This is a genomic window from Streptomyces sp. NPDC037290, from assembly GCF_055603245.1.
The window spans coordinates 48,884-65,440 of record NZ_JBVJVZ010000017.1; the positions used below are offsets into that span (position 1 = coordinate 48,884).

19 protein-coding genes are annotated in these 16,557 nt (G+C 71.6%); 9 read left to right on the forward strand and 10 right to left on the reverse strand.

The genetic code is table 11. The features are described 5' to 3' along the window. Window positions 1-72 precede the first annotated feature (72 nt). The 8 genes from ACZ7HQ_RS36110 to ACZ7HQ_RS36145 all read right to left on the reverse strand — a co-directional run bounded on the left by ACZ7HQ_RS36110 (window position 73) and on the right by ACZ7HQ_RS36145 (window position 7,825). Window positions 73-1,143, reverse strand: coding sequence for a serine/threonine-protein kinase (locus ACZ7HQ_RS36110; protein WP_470999273.1), 1,071 nt, complete (start codon window positions 1,141-1,143; stop codon window positions 73-75). Next, window positions 1,143-1,805, reverse strand: a complete 663-nt coding sequence (locus tag ACZ7HQ_RS36115) for an RNA polymerase sigma factor (protein ID WP_470999275.1) — start codon at window positions 1,803-1,805, stop codon at window positions 1,143-1,145. The genes ACZ7HQ_RS36110 and ACZ7HQ_RS36115 overlap by 1 nt, the downstream gene beginning before the upstream one ends. A 307-nt stretch (window positions 1,806-2,112) precedes the next feature. After that, the gene (locus ACZ7HQ_RS36120) at window positions 2,113-2,904 is read right to left on the reverse strand and encodes a hypothetical protein (RefSeq protein ID WP_470999277.1); all 792 of its coding nucleotides are present in this window, start codon (window positions 2,902-2,904) and stop codon (window positions 2,113-2,115) included. Window positions 2,905-3,015: 111 nt separating this feature from the next. Then, window positions 3,016-3,648, reverse strand: a complete 633-nt coding sequence (locus ACZ7HQ_RS36125) for an RNA polymerase sigma factor (RefSeq protein WP_470999423.1) — start codon at window positions 3,646-3,648, stop codon at window positions 3,016-3,018. Window positions 3,649-3,670: 22 nt separating this feature from the next. Continuing rightward, entirely contained in the window at window positions 3,671-4,945 is a 1,275-nt protein-coding gene (locus tag ACZ7HQ_RS36130; RefSeq protein ID WP_470999279.1) for a hypothetical protein, read from the reverse strand. Between the two features lie 45 nt (window positions 4,946-4,990). Then, entirely contained in the window at window positions 4,991-5,377 is a 387-nt protein-coding gene (locus ACZ7HQ_RS36135) for a hypothetical protein (protein WP_470999281.1), read from the reverse strand. Window positions 5,378-5,513: 136 nt separating this feature from the next. After that, complete coding sequence (locus tag ACZ7HQ_RS36140) at window positions 5,514-6,071, reverse strand: hypothetical protein (protein WP_470999283.1); 558 nt, start codon at window positions 6,069-6,071, stop codon at window positions 5,514-5,516. A gap of 92 nt (window positions 6,072-6,163) precedes the next feature. Next, a complete protein-coding gene (locus tag ACZ7HQ_RS36145; RefSeq protein ID WP_470999285.1) occupies window positions 6,164-7,825 on the reverse strand; it encodes a beta-N-acetylhexosaminidase in 1,662 nt (553 codons plus the stop codon). A gap of 154 nt (window positions 7,826-7,979) precedes the next feature. On the opposite strand from ACZ7HQ_RS36145, the gene ACZ7HQ_RS36150 reads away from it, so the two are divergent. The 9 genes from ACZ7HQ_RS36150 to ACZ7HQ_RS36190 all read left to right on the forward strand — a co-directional run bounded on the left by ACZ7HQ_RS36150 (window position 7,980) and on the right by ACZ7HQ_RS36190 (window position 14,489). Beyond that, window positions 7,980-8,528 (forward strand): 2-oxo-4-hydroxy-4-carboxy-5-ureidoimidazoline decarboxylase, encoded by a 549-nt coding sequence (locus ACZ7HQ_RS36150; protein WP_470999287.1) that lies wholly within the window; start codon window positions 7,980-7,982, stop codon window positions 8,526-8,528. A 192-nt stretch (window positions 8,529-8,720) separates the two neighbouring features. Beyond that, window positions 8,721-9,101 carry a succinate dehydrogenase, cytochrome b556 subunit gene (gene sdhC, locus ACZ7HQ_RS36155; protein ID WP_043195476.1) on the forward strand — a complete coding sequence of 127 codons (381 nt, stop codon included), beginning with the start codon at window positions 8,721-8,723 and terminating at the stop codon, window positions 9,099-9,101. A gap of 5 nt (window positions 9,102-9,106) precedes the next feature. After that, window positions 9,107-9,586, forward strand: a complete 480-nt coding sequence (locus tag ACZ7HQ_RS36160; RefSeq protein ID WP_470999289.1) for a succinate dehydrogenase hydrophobic membrane anchor subunit — start codon at window positions 9,107-9,109, stop codon at window positions 9,584-9,586. Window positions 9,587-9,605: 19 nt separating this feature from the next. Continuing rightward, window positions 9,606-11,360: a succinate dehydrogenase flavoprotein subunit gene (sdhA, locus tag ACZ7HQ_RS36165; protein ID WP_470999291.1), complete on the forward strand. Its 1,755-nt coding sequence runs from the start codon at window positions 9,606-9,608 to the stop codon at window positions 11,358-11,360. After that, entirely contained in the window at window positions 11,360-12,139 is a 780-nt protein-coding gene (locus tag ACZ7HQ_RS36170) for a succinate dehydrogenase iron-sulfur subunit (RefSeq protein ID WP_470999293.1), read from the forward strand. The genes sdhA and ACZ7HQ_RS36170 overlap by 1 nt, the downstream gene beginning before the upstream one ends. A 111-nt stretch (window positions 12,140-12,250) precedes the next feature. Then, on the forward strand, window positions 12,251-12,661 hold the full coding sequence (locus ACZ7HQ_RS36175; protein ID WP_470999295.1) for a VOC family protein: 411 nt from the start codon (window positions 12,251-12,253) through the stop codon (window positions 12,659-12,661). Window positions 12,662-12,766: 105 nt separating this feature from the next. Next, a complete protein-coding gene (locus ACZ7HQ_RS36180; RefSeq protein ID WP_470999297.1) occupies window positions 12,767-13,174 on the forward strand; it encodes a hypothetical protein in 408 nt (135 codons plus the stop codon). Continuing rightward, the gene (locus tag ACZ7HQ_RS36185; RefSeq protein WP_470999299.1) at window positions 13,171-13,716 is read left to right on the forward strand and encodes a thiol-disulfide oxidoreductase DCC family protein; all 546 of its coding nucleotides are present in this window, start codon (window positions 13,171-13,173) and stop codon (window positions 13,714-13,716) included. Before ACZ7HQ_RS36180 ends, ACZ7HQ_RS36185 begins: the two co-directional genes overlap by 4 nt. A gap of 11 nt (window positions 13,717-13,727) precedes the next feature. Further along, complete coding sequence (locus ACZ7HQ_RS36190) at window positions 13,728-14,489, forward strand: TetR/AcrR family transcriptional regulator (protein WP_470999301.1); 762 nt, start codon at window positions 13,728-13,730, stop codon at window positions 14,487-14,489. Here the strand turns inward: ACZ7HQ_RS36190 and ACZ7HQ_RS36195 are convergent, their stop codons facing one another. Together ACZ7HQ_RS36195 and ACZ7HQ_RS36200 are read right to left on the reverse strand one after the other, a co-directional pair. Next, the gene (locus ACZ7HQ_RS36195) at window positions 14,490-16,049 is read right to left on the reverse strand and encodes an ABC transporter substrate-binding protein (RefSeq protein WP_470999303.1); all 1,560 of its coding nucleotides are present in this window, start codon (window positions 16,047-16,049) and stop codon (window positions 14,490-14,492) included. 198 nt (window positions 16,050-16,247) lie between these two features. Beyond that, complete coding sequence (locus ACZ7HQ_RS36200) at window positions 16,248-16,487, reverse strand: SCO4848 family membrane protein (protein ID WP_470999305.1); 240 nt, start codon at window positions 16,485-16,487, stop codon at window positions 16,248-16,250. Between the last annotated feature and the right edge of the window lie 70 nt (window positions 16,488-16,557).

The following is a 16,557-nucleotide window of genomic DNA, read 5'->3' on the forward strand; positions in this document are numbered from 1 at the left end:
AGTACTGCGTGCGGGGCTCCGAAAACGTCACACCTCGCGCGGAAAAATTTTCGCGGACCATGAAACCGCAGGTCAGCGCGGTGTGAGACCGGGGGCGAAGGCGCGGGGAGCGGGCGCGGCGTCGCCGTGGCGGACCTCGGCGTCGCCGAGGCCGGTGCCGGGGTGCCGGTGGCCGCGCTTGCCCGGGTGGCCGTGACCGCCCCGGCCGGGGTGGCCTTCGTCGTCGCCCGTGCCCGTGCCCTCGTCCTTGGTCTTCCCGCCCCCGTCCTTGCCGCCGTCGCCGCCCAGGCCGCCCTTGCCGGCACTCCCCGCGCCGCCGGCCAGGTCGGCGGCGGACAGCACGACCCTGCAGTACCGGCTCACGCGTGCGCTGCCGCCGGCCAGGTTCTCCAGCGCGCGCCGGCGGCCGGCCTCCAGTTCCCTGCCGTTCTGGATGGCCCGGCAGGCCGCGGCCGCGTCCTTCCACCGGCTGCCCAGGGTGCCGGACGGGTCACCGGCGCCCGGGGTGCGGCTCGCGCCGGTGCGGTCGCCGGGTCCGACGGCCTCGCCGGAGGCGCCGCCGGGGTGCGCGCCCGGACCGCTCGACGCGCCGGGATACGAAGGCGTGCCCGAGCCGCCCTGGGGCGAGCCCGAGACGAGTGGCGCCGCGGAGGTCTCGTCGGCGGAGACCGAGGCGGAGGGGCCGGGACGCTCGGGCCCGAACGGCGTGTGCAGCATGCCGCTCCCGGCGGCCATGGCGACCCCGCCGACCGTGCCCACGGTCACCACGGCGGCGAGCGCCAGCCGCACCGGGCGGGCCCAGCGCGGGCGGCGGGCCGGGGTTCCGGTACGGCCCGGGGCACCGATGCGGATCAGGCCCGCGTCGGCACCGGGCACGGACAGCCCGGAGGTGCCGCCGGCGCGGCCGGCGGCGGTCCGTTCGGCCTGCGCGGCCTCGCGGGCCTTGCGGAACGCGGCCAGGGCCGCCTGTTCGCCGGGGAGTTCACCGGCGGCGGGGGCGGAGCGAGCGGAGAGCGCACCGAGCGTCCGGGAGAGGCGTTCGGCCTGGTCACGGGCGGAGGCGTCGACGGCTTCGAGTGACTCACCGCGCAGCAGGCGTTCCGCCGTCTCACGGTTGAGCCACTTGTACTGCTCGTCGGCCATCACATGTCCTTCTGCGTCCGCGCACGCGTATCCGTCACAGTTGCGGACGACACCGCGCGACCCCGCGGTTCTCGCTGGGGTGGGAGCGCGTCGAGCACGCCCGCCGATTCCGGATCGTCGCCGAGCAACTCCGCGAGCCGTTTCAGACCGCGGTGCGCCGCGGTGCGCACGGCACCGGCGCGTTTGCCGAGGGTCTCGGCGGCGGTCTTGGCGTCGAGGCCGACCACGACCCGCAGGACGACCGCCTCGGCCTGGTCCTGCGGGAGCCGTGCGATGAGGGAGAGGGTGCCGTCGGTGGCCAGGGCCTCGATGGCCTCGCCGGCCGTGTCGGACTCGGCGGCCCGGCCGGTCAGCTCCGTCTCGTCGCCGCCGATGGCGGGACGGCGGCCGCGCATGCGTATGTGGTCCAGGGCGCGGTTGCGGGCGATCCGGGCGGCCCAGCCGCGGAAGCGGTCGGCGTCCCCGCTGAACCGGTCCAGGTCCCGGGCGATCTGCAGCCAGGCCTCGGACGCGACGTCCTCGGCGTCCGGGTCGCCGACCAGTGTCCGTACGTATCCGAGCAGCCGTGGGTGCACGGAGCGGTACACCGTACGGAACGCGGTCTCGTCTCCGTCCTGTGCCGCACGCACCGCGGCGGTCAGCTCCGCGTCGTCCCCCAGCACCGCACTCCCTTTACGCCTGTTTGCCGGTCGGCGCGAAAGGCACGTTACGGCGTGAAACCGCTGCGCGTCCATGTCCGTAGAAGATGCAACTAACTCGTGACCGGGTGCGGATGTGCGCAGGGTGAGGGCCGACGGGGTCGGGGTGTGACAGAAAACGCACTCACGGCGCTGTAGAAAGTACGGGCCGCGCGCGGCCCGTCCGCGCGACGGCCGGGGCCTCTCCTGTGGGGGGTGGCGGCCCCGGCCGTTCGCTTGCCGGGGGTCCGGCCGCTCTGCTGCCGCGGTGCCGACCGGGATACCGGGGCCGCTACTTCCTCTTCTCCTTCACGCCGCCCGAGTCCTTCTTCCCGTCGGCCGGCTTCCCGTCGGCCGGCTTCGGGCTCACGGCCGCACCACCCGAGTTATTACCCGAATTACCCCCATTGCCCCCATTGCCCTTCTTCTGCCCCGCGGTGCGCTCCACTTGGGCGCAGTAGCCCACGACGTTGTCCGCACCGCCCGCCGCGGTGACGAGCCGCTGCCAGGCCGTCGAGTCCAGGGCGCCGCCCCGGTCCCCGGCCCGCTCGTAGGCGAGGCAGTGGGCCAGGGTGTCCCGGGCTGTGGCCGGGTGGTCCGGGTGGCCGGACGAACCGGGGGATCCTGGACCGGTGGACCCGGCGGACGGGCCGGGGACGCCCGGCCGGGAGGACGTGCTCGTCGACGGGTGCGCCGGCCGCGCGGTGTGCGGCCGGGCGTCCGGGCGGGACCCGGCGGAGCCGATCGCCGCGACGGCGACACCGCCCAGCGTGAGGCCCGCGAGCACCACCGAGAGCGTGGCCCGCGCCGAGAGCCGGCCGCGGCGCGGCGCGGCGGCCCGCCAGTCGTCCCGGCGCCGGGTACGCGGGCGTGCCGCCCCCGCCGCACGAGCGGCACGGAAGGCGGCCACGGCCCGGCCCTCGGCCTCGGCGTCCGCGGCACCGGCGCGCAGAGCGGTCCCGAGCCGCTCCTCGAACCCGGAGTCGGCGGGGTCCTCCTCGTCGCGTGGCGGTGCGGAGAGGGTGCCGCCGGGGTGCGTGCGCCGACGACCGAAGGGACCGTCGCCGCTGTGCCGTTCACCCATGCCCGTTCCCGTCCTTGTCCGGCGCGCCGGAGCCCCGCGGCCTCCCGGGCGGCCTACGGGGCCCGGGACCGACGGCTCTCCTGTATCCATACGGCTCACGACCGGCGCCGTTCATGTCGACTCACCCAGCGTCCGGGGGCCGTCATCCGTCACACCGTCGTCCCCCGCGCCCGGGGCGCCCAGGTGCCGGGCGAGACGTTTCAGCCCGCGGTGCGCCGCCGTGCGGACGGCGCCGGGGCGCTTGCCGAGGACGCGCGCGGCGGCCGGGCCGTCCAGGCCGACGACCACCCGCAGCAGCACCGCCTCGGCCTGGTCGCGCGGCAGACCGCGCACCAGGTCCAGCGCCCGCTGCGTGGACAGCGACTCCAGGGCCTGGTCGTGGGTGCTGAGCCCGCCGGGCAGTTCCAGCGCGTCCTGCTCCAGGGGCGCCGCCCGGGGCCGTACCCGCCGGCGGCGCAGGTGGTCCAGGGCGCGGTGCCGGGCGATGGTCGCGGTCCAGCCGCGGAAACCGGCGCCGTCGCCCTTGAACCGGCCGAGGTCGCGGGCTATCTCCAGCCACGCGTCGGACGCCACGTCCTCCGCGTCGTCGCCGACGATGCCGCGCAGGTAGCCGAGCAGACCGGGCTGAACGATCCGGTAGGCCACCGCGAAGGCGGTCTCGTCGCCGTCCTGGGCGCGCGCGACGGCCGCGCCCAGCTCCCCGTCCCGCGGCTGCGGGCGACGGGGCTCCCCTGCCTGGCCCAAGGCGTCCTCGTTCGTGCCGAGTTCATGGCCACTGCGTGGCTCGTCCCTCACGGTCCGACACGCTCCGGCCGTGTCTCCGCCCTCCACGATGATCAGCGCCGCCCCGCACAGAAGTGTCACAGCTTCCTGCCCGTGTGGCGTGATCCGCCCCGGTACGAGGCGGCCTGCGCCACGCGTCGGCGAGACCGGCGACGACGATGCCCGTGACGAGGAAGGCGGCCGCCGCGGACAGGAGGGTGACTTCGTAGTACGACGCCGGGGTCGCCCGGGCGGCTGCGCAGGCGGCACCGGCGGCACAGACGAGCGCGAACGCGAGCCGCCCCGCGCCGACCGCCGCGTCCCGCCGGGCGAGGGCGAGGGCGGTCACAGCCACCAGCGCACCCGCCGCCTCGGCCAGCCGGGGCGTCCCGAACAGCACGCCGTACCGGATGGCGAGGGCGGGCGCGAAGAACAGGGCGAGCCAGCGGCGCAGAGCATGCCGCACGAAGACGAGGGTGGGGCCGGGGTCGGCCGTCTCCCGCAGGCGGGAGGCGGCACGGCGGAGGCCGGCGAGTGCGACGAGGGCCACGGCGGCCACCGGCAGACGCTCACCCAGCCTCCCGAGGTTGTAGAGCAGGGCGGTGTCGTAGACGACGAGGACGAGTGCGCCCAGGGCGCCCAGCGAGCCGATGAACACGAGCAGGCCCGGCACGGAGGCGGGGGTGCGCGAGCCCGCCGTGTCGCGGGCCGCGAGCCACCGGAGGAGACACGGGGTCAGGACGGCCGAGACGCCCCGCACGACGATGTCGTCGGCCGTGTACGGGTTGCGCAGATCCCACTCCACCAGGCAGAAGACGACGGTGTACGACACGGAGGCCAGCGGCAGCAGCGCCGACCGGGCGATCGCCCGGTACAGCCCCGCGTCGAGCCATCGCACGACGCCCGCCAACACCAGGAGGACGAAGGGGAGCTCGAGAAAGGCCTGGACGCGCAGGACCGAGGGAGCGAGGAGCCCGGGCGCGGGGAAGCCGTCGGCGAGCCACCGCAGCACCGGGCTTGTGGAGGCGAGTTCGAACCACCCCGTCGGCAGATACCGCGCGACGAAGGAGGGGTCGCCGCCGTGTACGCGCAGCACGTACACGGTGAACAGCACCTGGTTGACGTAGACCAGTGCGGTCACCCCCGCCAGCACGGCGAGCGGCGACAGCGAGCGGCCCGTGGGCGGCCCGGCCGGCACGCACCGGACGGCGGAGGACACGCGGGGGGCGAGCGCCGACGCCAGTACGACGGACACGGCCACCACGACGTCGACGAACACGGGCACCACCGTAGGCCAGGGGCCGGTGACGTTCGCCCCGGCCGGTCAGCGGGAGCCGGTCGCGTCCCGGCACAGCAGACGCAGCGAGCCGCTGCCGCCGTAGACGCGCCGCGCCTCCTCGACGGGGTCCCAGAGCCGGCCGTCGGGCGTGCGCACCCAGTGGTCGCCGCCGGTCGACCACCACTCGCCGCCCGTCTGACGGACGATCACCTCGCCGGCGTAGGCCCCGAAGCCGCGCAGCACGCCGTCGACGGCGGCGTACGGCGGCCCCTCGCGCCGAATCTCCTCGATCATCCGGTCGACCCGCCACAGGCTCTGCGCCGAGTAGTCGAGCCGCACCCGGGCGCCCTCGCGCATCGCCGCCACCGTGTCCGCGGCCCACCGTACGGGCTTCGCCGCGGCGTGCGGCCTGGTCTCCTGCTGAGCTGTCACGTACTGGGCTGTCACACAGGGAAGAGCGAACGGCCCGGCGTCGGCGTCACGCCGTTTCGGCGCGTTCCGCCAATCGTCGCAGGACCGGTCCAGCTCCACCGCAGGACAGGCACAGGACTCGCCCACATCGGGGGGTTTAGGACCCGGCGCGCTCCCGGCGGGACACCACCGCGCGCAGCACCCGCCGGCCCTCGATCGACAGGTCGAGAGCCCGGCGCAGACCGTGGGAGCCGTGCCCGGCCAGCAGCTCCAGCACCGCCGTCTGCCGGCGCAGCTCCGCCGCGACCAACGGAGGCAGGCCCGCCGTGTCGCCCGCGCGCCCGGCGTCCAGCCCGTCCCCCGCCGCCGTGGCGTCCGCCGCCGGATCGAGCAGCCGGTGCACCCGCAGCGAGGCGACCGAGCAGGCGTCTGCCCAGGGCCGTACCGCGTCCGGGGTGCGCTCGGCCGGGGCGGCCTGGAGCATGCGGCGGGTCAGCCGCGCGGCCTCGTCGTCACCGGGCTCGTCCGCGCCGAGCGCGCCCCGGGCCTTCTCCAGGCCCGCCGCCCAGTCGGAGCCGTCGGCGAGGCTCGCCCACAGGGGCCGCAGCAGTTCGTCGTCGGCGCCCAGCAGAGGCAGGCAACGGTCCAAACAAGCCAACCCGCTGGCCGCCAGTCCGCGTGCGTCGGCCTGTGCGACCAGTTCCACCAGGCTCATGAAATGTCTCCCTCGCCGGGGCACCGCCCCATACGGAGCCCGCACTTCCCCTTACTGCGTGCAACGGCGCGGGAGTGTCACAGTAGCTGTTTTCAGCCAAGCCGGTTCGCGAGATTCCGGAAGTCGGTCCAGGACAACGCGGGCGTGCCCGGGTCCCACAGCTTCTGCACGGTGGCCCGCAGCGGCATCCGGATCCCCGCGGCGACCTGCGCCTCCGTCTGCGCGTTCGGGAAGTCGGACCACACCGCGAACGAGCCGCCGAGGATCTGCCCGTCGTAGCTCGCCGGTACGGCGGCGGTGCCGCGCAGCACGCGCGGGTCCCACTGCTCGTAGATCCGCTGCCCGGTCGGGTAGACGAAGGTCTGCGGCTGGCCGAGGACGTAGTAGAGGAACTCGTCGTTGTAGTTGATGACCTTGCGGCCCGTGCTCAGATAGTCCACCGGCTGCCGGGCGCCGATCTCCTTGCCGGTCCAGTAGGCGACCTGCAGGTCCCGCGCGGCCTGCACGGAGGTTCCGCGGTAGAAGCCGTCGTTCCAGGCCCGCATGGTCCTGCCGTGGGCGCGGACGGTGGCGGCGCGGTCGTTCAGCCAGCCGGTGGTGAGGTCGGCGACGGTGCCGCCGGAGCCGTACTTCTGCCGGGCGGCGGCCGCGAGCTGCGGATAGGAGGCCTGCGGGTCCTTCACGGTCAGCGCCTGGTACTCGTCGCCGCCGAGGTGCCACTGGTTGCCGGTGAACAGCCCCGCGTACTCGTTGAGCAGATCGTCGACGATCTTCGCGGAGGCGGGATCGGAGATGTCGATCGCGCCCTTGGTGGCGATCCCGCTCGCGTTGTGCAGCTGCAGGTCGGGGTGGGCGGCGAGGACGGCGCCCAGATGTCCGGGCGAGTCGATCTCCGGGACGACGGTGATGTGCCGGCTGTTCGCCAGGTCCACGATCCGCTTGACCTGCGCCTTGGTCAGGTGGTCCGCGGAGACGATCTCGGGGTGGGTGCTGGACTCGATCCGGAAGGCCTGGTCGTCGGAGAAGTGCAGCCCCAGCTCGTTGAACTTGAGGTCCCCCAGCTCCCGTATCCGGTCCTCTATCCAGGACTCCGAGTACGGCTTGCGCGCGATGTCCAGATTGAAGCCGCGCACCGGCTTGGCGGGCGCGTCCCGCACGACCCCCTCCGGCGCCGTACCGCCGCCGTGGACCTCCTGCTTCAGCGTGCGGGTGCCGTAGAAGACACCGGCCTCGCCGGGGCCGCTGATGTCCACCCGCCCGTCGCGGACGGTCATGGTGTACGACTCCTGGTTCCCGCCCCCGCCGCCGAGCGCGAGCCGGACGTCCCCGGCCCGTACATCGTCCTTCTGGCCCGCGTAGCCGATCCCCAGCTCCCCGGCTATCAGCCGCCCCTCGTCGGCCAGCTCCCCGTCGCTGATCACCACCCGGTCCGCCTTCTGCGGCTTCCAGCCCGGCCCGCGGGCCGGAGTGTGGGAGCGCACCGCGGGTATCGTGCGCGGCGCCTGGGAGAGCGGGTAGGACCGGCTGGGCCGGGGACTCGCCGAGGGCGTGGCCGCCCCGCCGGAGTCGGTGCCGGCCACCCGGCCGGACGACGACTGCTGCCGGGCGCCCCCCTCCGGCTGCCCGCCGCCGCCCGACGAGGCCCACACGCCGACGCCCGTGCCGAGCGCGACGGTCCCGACGAACGCGGCGGCCACCACCGCCCGCTTACGTATCACCTGCTGCGCCGTATCCCGGCGCTTGTGCTGGGTCACTCTGCCAACGTACGACCGATCCGCCATTCGTTCGTCACCCAGCCGTTCTGAAACTCTCCCGTCCGGGTGAATTTCGGGCATCACGCGGACACACAGTGACCACTCTCGATAACCTGACGACACACCTTTCACAGCATCCCCTGCCACGCCACATGTGACGCGAGGACCCACGCTGCCCGCCCACCACCTCCCGTATCTCCCCAAGCCCCTCGACGCCTTCAACACCGCCCCCGGGGACGAGGCCCGTGCCCTTCTGCTGCACTGCCTGAACAGCGTGCGCTGGTCCCGGCGGATCGCGGACCACCGCCCCTACCCCGACCTGGAGTCACTCCTGGCCGCGGCGGACGAGGCGGCGTACGACCTGTCGCCGGGCGACCTGTCGGAGGCCCTGGCGGGAGAGTCGCTGCTCGAACTGCCCGAGGACACCTACTCCGCCGCCTCCATGGCCCTGAGCGCCGCGCACGCCGCCTACGAAGCCCGGTTCGGGCACGCATTCGTCATCTACCTGGGCGACATTCCCCCGGACGAGGCTCTCGATCACACCCTCGAAGCCATCCGATCACGATTGACGAACGATCCCGAGGAGGAACGGGTCCTGGCGGCGGACGAGCTGCGGCGCCTCGCGGGAGGGCGGCTACTGGCCCGGCTGAGGGGCGCGGGGAACTGCGCGACCAGCCACAACGCACCGGCAGTCGGCAAATAACAGGACACACCACCCCCGAAGCCGTAAGCCCCCTAACCCATCCGGTGCCACTTTGATCACACCGGTAGGCCCCCCGTCAGGCACGGCGCAGCGCATCGCTACGATGCTGGGGGCCGGTGGACCGTACCCGGCCGGGCCCGACCGACAGTGAAGCCGGCGCGGCCCTAGTCCCCGCTCCCGGAGGGTTCTTCCGTGCCGGCTGGAACGCTGTACCGCGGCCGGGAAGGAATGTGGTCCTGGGTGGCTCACCGAGTCACCGGCGTCCTCATCTTCTTCTTCCTGTTCGTTCACGTGCTGGACACCGCTCTCGTGCGTGTCTCCCCCGAGGACTACGACAAGGTCGTAGCCACGTACAAGACGCCGATCGTCGCGCTGCTGGAGTACGGCCTCGTCGCCGCCATCCTCTTCCACGCGCTCAACGGCCTGCGTGTCATCGCCGTCGACTTCTGGTCGAAGGGCCCGCGCTACCAGAAGCAGATGTTCTGGACCGTGATGGGTGTCTGGATCGTGCTGATGCTCGGGGCGATCTACCCGGTCCTCGGTCACGCTTACCGTGTTCTCTTTGGGAGCTGACGCCGATGTCCACGACTGAAACCCCCGCGTCCGGCGTCGGCCCCGTCGAGGGCGCCGCCTACGACGTCGACAACCCGGCCCCGCTGATCGAGGCGCCGCGCAAGCGCACCAAGAAGACCCCGAAGTCGACCCGGGGCAACTTCGAGCTGGCAGCCTGGCTGTTCATGCGCCTGTCCGGCGTCGTGCTGGTCGTCCTGGTCCTCGGCCACCTGCTGATCCAGCTCGTGCTGGACGGCGGTGTCTCCAAGATCGGCTTCGCCTTCGTGGCCGGCCGCTGGGCGTCCCCGTGGTGGCAGGTCTGGGACCTGCTGATGCTGTGGCTCGCGATGCTGCACGGCGCCAACGGCCTGCGCACGGTCATCAACGACTACGCGGAGCGCGCGAGCTCCCGCATGTGGCTGAAGGCCCTGCTGTACACCGCCACGGTGTGGACCATCCTGCTGGGCACGCTGGTGATCTTCACCTTCGACCCGAACATCCGCTAGGCACGGGGCTGCGAGAATCATGAAGATCCACAAGTACGACACCGTCATCGTCGGCGCCGGTGGCGCGGGCATGCGTGCCGCCATCGAGGCGACGAAGCGCAGCCGCACCGCCGTGCTGACCAAGCTCTACCCCACCCGCTCCCACACGGGCGCCGCGCAGGGCGGTATGGCCGCCGCGCTCGCCAACGTGGAGGAGGACAACTGGGAGTGGCACACCTTCGACACGGTCAAGGGCGGTGACTACCTGGTCGACCAGGACGCCGCCGAGATCCTGGCGAAGGAGGCCATCGACGCCGTCCTCGACCTGGAGAAGATGGGCCTGCCGTTCAACCGCACCAAGGACGGCACCATCGACCAGCGCCGCTTCGGCGGTCACAGCCGCAACCACGGCGAGGCCCCGGTCCGCCGGTCCTGCTACGCCGCGGACCGCACCGGCCACATGATCCTCCAGACGCTGTACCAGAACTGCGTCAAGGAGGGTGTGGAGTTCTTCAACGAGTTCTACGTCCTGGACCAGCTGATCACCGAGGTCGACGGGGTCAAGCGCTCCGCCGGTGTGGTCGCCTACGAGCTGGCCACCGGCGAGATCCACATCTTCCAGGCGAAGGCCGTCATCTACGCCTCCGGCGGCTGCGGCAAGTTCTTCAAGGTGACCTCCAACGCCCACACGCTGACGGGTGACGGCCAGGCGGCCGTCTACCGCCGGGGTCTGCCGCTGGAGGACATGGAGTTCTTCCAGTTCCACCCGACCGGCATCTGGCGCATGGGCATCCTGCTCACCGAGGGCGCCCGCGGTGAGGGCGGCATCCTGCGCAACAAGGACGGCGAGCGCTTCATGGAGAAGTACGCTCCCGTCATGAAGGACCTGGCGTCCCGTGACGTCGTGTCCCGCTCCATCTACACCGAGATCCGCGAGGGTCGCGGCTGCGGTCCCGAGGGCGACCACGTCTACCTGGACCTCACCCACCTGCCGCCGGAGCAGCTGGACGCCAAGCTCCCGGACATCACCGAGTTCGCGCGCACCTACCTCGGTATCGAGCCGTACACGGACCCGATCCCGATCCAGCCGACCGCGCACTACGCGATGGGCGGCATCCCGACGAACGTCGAGGGTGAGGTCCTCGCGGACAACACCACCGTCGTCCCGGGCCTGTACGCGGCCGGCGAGGTCGCCTGTGTCTCCGTGCACGGCGCCAACCGCCTCGGCACCAACTCGCTGCTGGACATCAACGTCTTCGGCCGCCGCGCGGGCATCGCCGCCGCGGAGTACTCGGCGAAGGCCGACTTCGTCGAGCTGCCGGAGAACCCGGAGTCCCTGGTCGTCGAGCAGATCGAGCGGCTGCGCAACTCCACCGGCAACGAGCGGGTGGCCACCCTGCGCCGCGAGCTGCAGGAGACCATGGACGCCAACGTCATGGTGTTCCGCACCGAGCAGACGATCAAGACGGCCGTCGAGAAGATCGCCGAGCTGCGCGAGCGCTACAAGAACGTGGCGATCCAGGACAAGGGCAAGCGGTTCAACACCGACCTGCTGGAGGCCATCGAGCTGGGCAACCTGCTGGACCTGGCCGAGGTCATGGCCGTCTCGGCGCTGGCCCGCAAGGAGTCCCGCGGCGGTCACTACCGCGAGGACTACCCGAACCGCGACGACGTCAACTTCATGCGCCACACCATGGCGTACCGCGAGGTCGGCGCCGACGGCTCGGAAACCGTCCGTCTCGACTACAAGCCGGTCGTCCAGACCCGCTACCAGCCGATGGAGCGTAAGTACTGATGGCTACCCCTGTTCTGGACAAGGCGGACGCGGCCGGCCGGCCCGAGCCCGGCTTCGCCGACTCCCCCTACATCACCGTCACCTTCCGGGTCCGCCGGTTCAACCCGGAGGTCTCAGCGGAGGCGGTCTGGGAAGACTTCCAGCTGGAGATCGACCCGAAGGAGCGTGTCCTCGACGGCCTCCACAAGATCAAGTGGGACGTCGACGGCACCCTCACCTTCCGCCGTTCGTGCGCGCACGGCATCTGCGGCTCGGACGCGATGCGGATCAACGGCAGGAACCGCCTTGCCTGCAAGACGCTGATCAAGGACATCAACCCCGAGAAGCCGATCACGATCGAGCCCATCAAGGGCCTGACGGTCCTGAAGGACCTGGTCGTGGACATGGAGCCGTTCTTCCAGGCGTACCGGGACGTCATGCCGTTCCTGGTCACCAAGGACACGAACGAGCCGACCCGTGAGCGGCTGCAGTCGGCCGAGGACCGTGAGCGCTTCGACGACACCACCAAGTGCATCCTGTGCGCCGCGTGCACGTCGTCCTGCCCGGTGTTCTGGAACGACGGCCAGTACTTCGGTCCGGCCGCGATCGTGAACGCCCACCGCTTCATCTTCGACAGCCGTGACGAGGCGGGCGAGCAGCGCCTGGAGATCCTCAACGACCGTGACGGCGTGTGGCGTTGCCGTACGACCTTCAACTGCACGGACGCCTGCCCGCGTGGTATCGAGGTCACCAAGGCGATCCAGGAAGTGAAGCGCGCGCTCATCACGCGCCGCTACTGATCTTCCCGGTCATCCTCATCCGGCCCGAGGGCCCCGCTTCCGATCCTCCGGAAGCGGGGCCCTCGGGCGTTTTTGTCGGGTTTCACCGGCCTTCGGCTCTAATCTGACGACATGTCAGACGAAGAGTCGTACGAACTGCTCGGTTTCGACAACGTGCTGCTCCCCGTCGGCGACCTCGGTGAGGCCGTCGGCTTCTACGAGCGGGCCGGGTTTGCCGTGGGGTTCCGGTTCGACGAGGCCGGGATCGCCCTGATGAGGGTCGGCGGGGAGATGCCCGGGATCCTGCTGCGCGCCGAGGAGGCGCTGGTGCACCGGACGCCGCCGTGGCCCTCCCCGCGGATCTGGCTGGAGGTGCCGGACGCGCGGGCGGCGGCGCGGAGGCTGGCCGCGGCCGGCATCGCACCGCTGGACGAGGTGTTCCGGGTGGCCACCGGCTGGACCGTGGAGATCGCCGACCCGTGGGGCAACGTCCTCGGGTTCACGGACTACTCCAAGCGCCCGGAACTGGGCCGCCGCTGCTGAGCCGCCATCCCGGGGACTCCCCCCACCCTTGACTTGAACACGTTCAAAAACAGGTCTACAGTCATCCCTGTCAGCGTTTTGAACGCGTTCAAGAAGGGGTGGGGCATGGACCGCACCGTCATCGCCTACGTCATCTACCTGGTCGTCAGCGTCGCACTGACCATCTGGGTGGCCCGTACGCTCAGCCACAACGGCCGGGTCTTCCTCGCTGACGTGCTGCACGGCAACGAGAAGCTGGCGGACGCCGTCAACCACCTCCTGGTCGTCGGCTTCTACCTGGTCAACCTCGGCTTCGTGGCGCTCTACCTGAGCGGGGACGACACGATCGAGGACACCCGCGGCATCTTCGAGGCCCTGTCGACCAAGCTGGGCGTGGTGCTGCTGGTGCTCGGCGTGATGCACCTGGGCAACGTGTACGTGCTCAACCGGATCCGCCGGCGCGGGATCATGGAACGCGAGCAGCAGCCCCCGGTCGCCCCGCAGGAGTGGATCACCCCGACGGCCCGGGCGTGACCACCGTGACCGACAGGACCACCGCGAAGGACCGGGGCGTCACGGGGGGCGTCCCGGTCCGCGGGCTGACCGTGCTGTACGACGCCGGCTGCGGCCTGTGCACCCATCTGCGGAACTGGCTCGTCCGGCAGTCGCAGCTGGTCCCGCTGGAGCTGCTGCCGGCGGGCTCGGACCGGGCCCGGGCCCGCTTCCCCGGGCTCGACCACCCGGCCACCCTGGACGAGGTCACCGTCGTCGGCGACTCCGGTCAGGTCTACCGCGGCGCCCGCGCCTGGATCGTCGTCCTGTGGGCCCTGCGCGAGCACCGGCCCCTCGCCCACCGGCTGAGCACCCCGGCCGGCGCCCGGCTCGCCCGCGGCGCGGTGCTCGCGGCGGCGAAGTGGCGCGGATCCCAGTGGGGCGGATCGCCGGGGGGCGGGCACCGCACGTACCGGAGGGCGGACGGGTGGGCGTACCACCCGGGCACCGGCTGGAGCTACGGTCCGCCGTCCTGCTCCGACGGGTCCTGCGCCCCTGGCCGGCTCGGCCACCGCACTCGTTAGGCTCTTCTACCGTGCCCGCGAAGAACGACGGCCCCGAGACGGCCGGCTCCCCCAGCAGCAAGTCCGAGCAGACCCGCGCGCTGATCCTGGAGACCGCGATGCGGTTGTTCCAGGAGCGCGGGTACGACAAGACCACCATGCGGGCCATCGCCAAGGAGGCCGGGGTCTCCGTCGGCAACGCCTACTACTACTTCGAGGGCAAGGAACACCTGATCCAGGGCTTCTACGACCGGCTCGCCGCCGAGCACCGGGCGGCGGTCCGCGAGGTCCTGGACCGGGAGACCGACCTGGAGGCGCGGCTGGCCGGCGTGCTGACCGTGTGGCTCGACATCGCCCGGCCGTACCACGAGTTCGCCGTGCAGTTCTTCAAGAACGCCGCCGACCCCGACAGCCCGCTCAGCCCCTTCTCGCCGGAGAGCGAGCACGCCCGTGAGCAGGCCATCGGCGTCCACCGGGAGGTGCTGGCCGGCTCCAGGTCCAAGGTCGCCCCCGAACTGCGGGACATCCTGCCGGAGTTGATGTGGCTCGCCCAGATGGGCCTGGTCCTGTACTGGATCTTCGACCGCACCGAGGGCCGCGAGCGCAGCTACCGGCTGGCCCGCCGCGGCGCCCGGCTGACCGCCCGCGGAGTGGCGCTCGCCCGCTTCCGTGTGCTGCGCCCGCTGGTCCTGGAGGTCCATGAACTGTTCACGGACTTCCTGCCCGGCATGACGCGGGCACTGCCGGACCCGCGGGCCGCACGGACCGGGAAGGACGAGGACGAGGGCCGCTGATCAGATCCAGTTCAGACGCCACAGGCGGAAGACGCCCGTGCCGTCGTCCAGGTACTGGCCGCCGCCCACGTCCTCGGTGCTGACCACGTACTCCTTGCGCTGCCACAGCGGGATCAGCGGGACGTCCTGGGCGACGTCCGCCTGGATGTCCTTGAAGTCGTGCGCGGCCCGGCTGCGGTCGGGGTACTGCTGGCTCTCCAGGATGAGATGGTCGACCAGCTTGTTGCTGTATCCGGTGCTCATCGTGGAGCCGGTGCCGACCAGGGCGGCGCCGAAGGTGTCCGGGTCGGGATAGTCGGCCACCCAGCCGACCGCCCACGCGTCCATCTTCCCGGTGGCCCAGCGCTTCTGGAAGTCGGTCCACTCGTACCCCTGGACGTCCACCTTGAACAGGCCGCCCGCCTCCAGCTGCTTCTTCAGCGCCGCGGCCTCCTGCTCACCGGCGCCCCGGTTCTTGCCGTAGCCGAAGGTGAAGCGTACCGGCAGGCTCACCCCGGCCTGGGTGAGCAGCTCACGCGCCTTCGCGACGCTCCGCGCCGGGTAGTCGTCGAAGTAGGAGGTGGTGTGGCCGGTGATGCCGGTCGGGATCAGCGAGTACAACGGGTCCACCGTGCCCTCGTAGACCGTCGCGGCCAGTTCCTCGCGGTCGACCAGCCACGCCATCGCGCGGCGCACCCGCACGTCGTGCAGCGGGGAGTTCGCCCGGGTGTTGAGGTACAGGTTGCGGGTCTCGGCGCTGTCGGACTCGGTGACGCGCTTGTTGGGGTCGCTCGGGTTCAGCTGCGAGAGCACGTCCGGCGAAAGCGTCCGGGTGGCGACGTCGATCCGGCCGCCCTTCCACGCACTGTCGAGCTTCGCGGAGTCGGCGTAGTAGCGCAGCTCGATCGGGCGGCCGGTGCCGCCGAGGTAGCCCTTGTAGTGCCGGTTCGGGGCGAGCTCGGCCTGCTCGTTCCTGGTGTACGACGTCAGCGTGTACGGGCCGGTGCCGTCGACGGCGGTACCGGGGCGCAGGGAGCCGGCCGGGTACCTGTCCTTGTCCACGATCGACCCGGCGCCCGTGGCGACCTTCAGCGGGAAGGTGGCGTCCGGGGACGACAGGTGGAAGGTGACGGTCGTCGCACTGTCGGCGGTGACCGACGCGAGCGTGGAGAACAGCGACGCCGGGCCCACATCGGAGTTGATCTTCTTGACCCGGTCGAAGGAGTACTTCACGTCCTCGGCCGTCATCGCGCGCCCGCTCGGGAAGGTGATCCCGGAGCGCAGGGTGCACTGGTACGTCCGCAGGCCGCTGCCCTGGAAGGCACAGCTCTTCGCCGCGTCCGGGACCGGCTCCACGCCGCCCGGCTCGAACGTCAGCAGCGACTGGAAGACGTTGCTGAACAAGGCCCAGGAACCGGCGTCGTAGGCACCGGCCGGATCGAGGTCCGTCACGGCGTCCGACGTGCCGACCGCGATGGCCTTGTTCTTGTCCTGTTGCGACGGCAGCAGCTGCCAGCCGCCGATCCCCACGACCGCGAGCACGAGCAGTGTCACGAGAACGCGCATGCGAACAGATCGCATGGTGGTGCCCTCCCCAGGCCCTTCAAAGGCCCTACCCCTGGCCAGCACGATTTCGCCACTCCCCTAGTGGCGCGGCTCACCTAATCACACCTGTTTCAGCCGGGGGAAGGGCTTTCTGACCAGATGTGCAAGAACTTACCGAGGCGTTGTTTCCCCCGGGTTTCACAGGGCCTTCACAGGGATGGGAGCGGTTCCCCGCTATGACGTCCGGCGCAGCGCCCGCAGTCCGCGCAACCCGATGACCCCGATGACCGTCCCCAATACGAAGGAAACGACCGCCAGCAGCAGGTGCACCCAGAAGTACGCGGTCGGGTGGCCGCCGTCGAAGGCGAGCCCGCTGCTGTCCTTGATCAGGTTCTTGACGAAAGTGACCCAGATGACCCAGGACCACACCCCGAAAACGAGCAGGAACCAGGAGACCGGGCGGCTGAGCTTCATGGCACCAGTATCACCGTCGACCGTCCGGTTCCGTGCCGGGGGTGAGATGGGTCATGCGCCTTCATGGCCG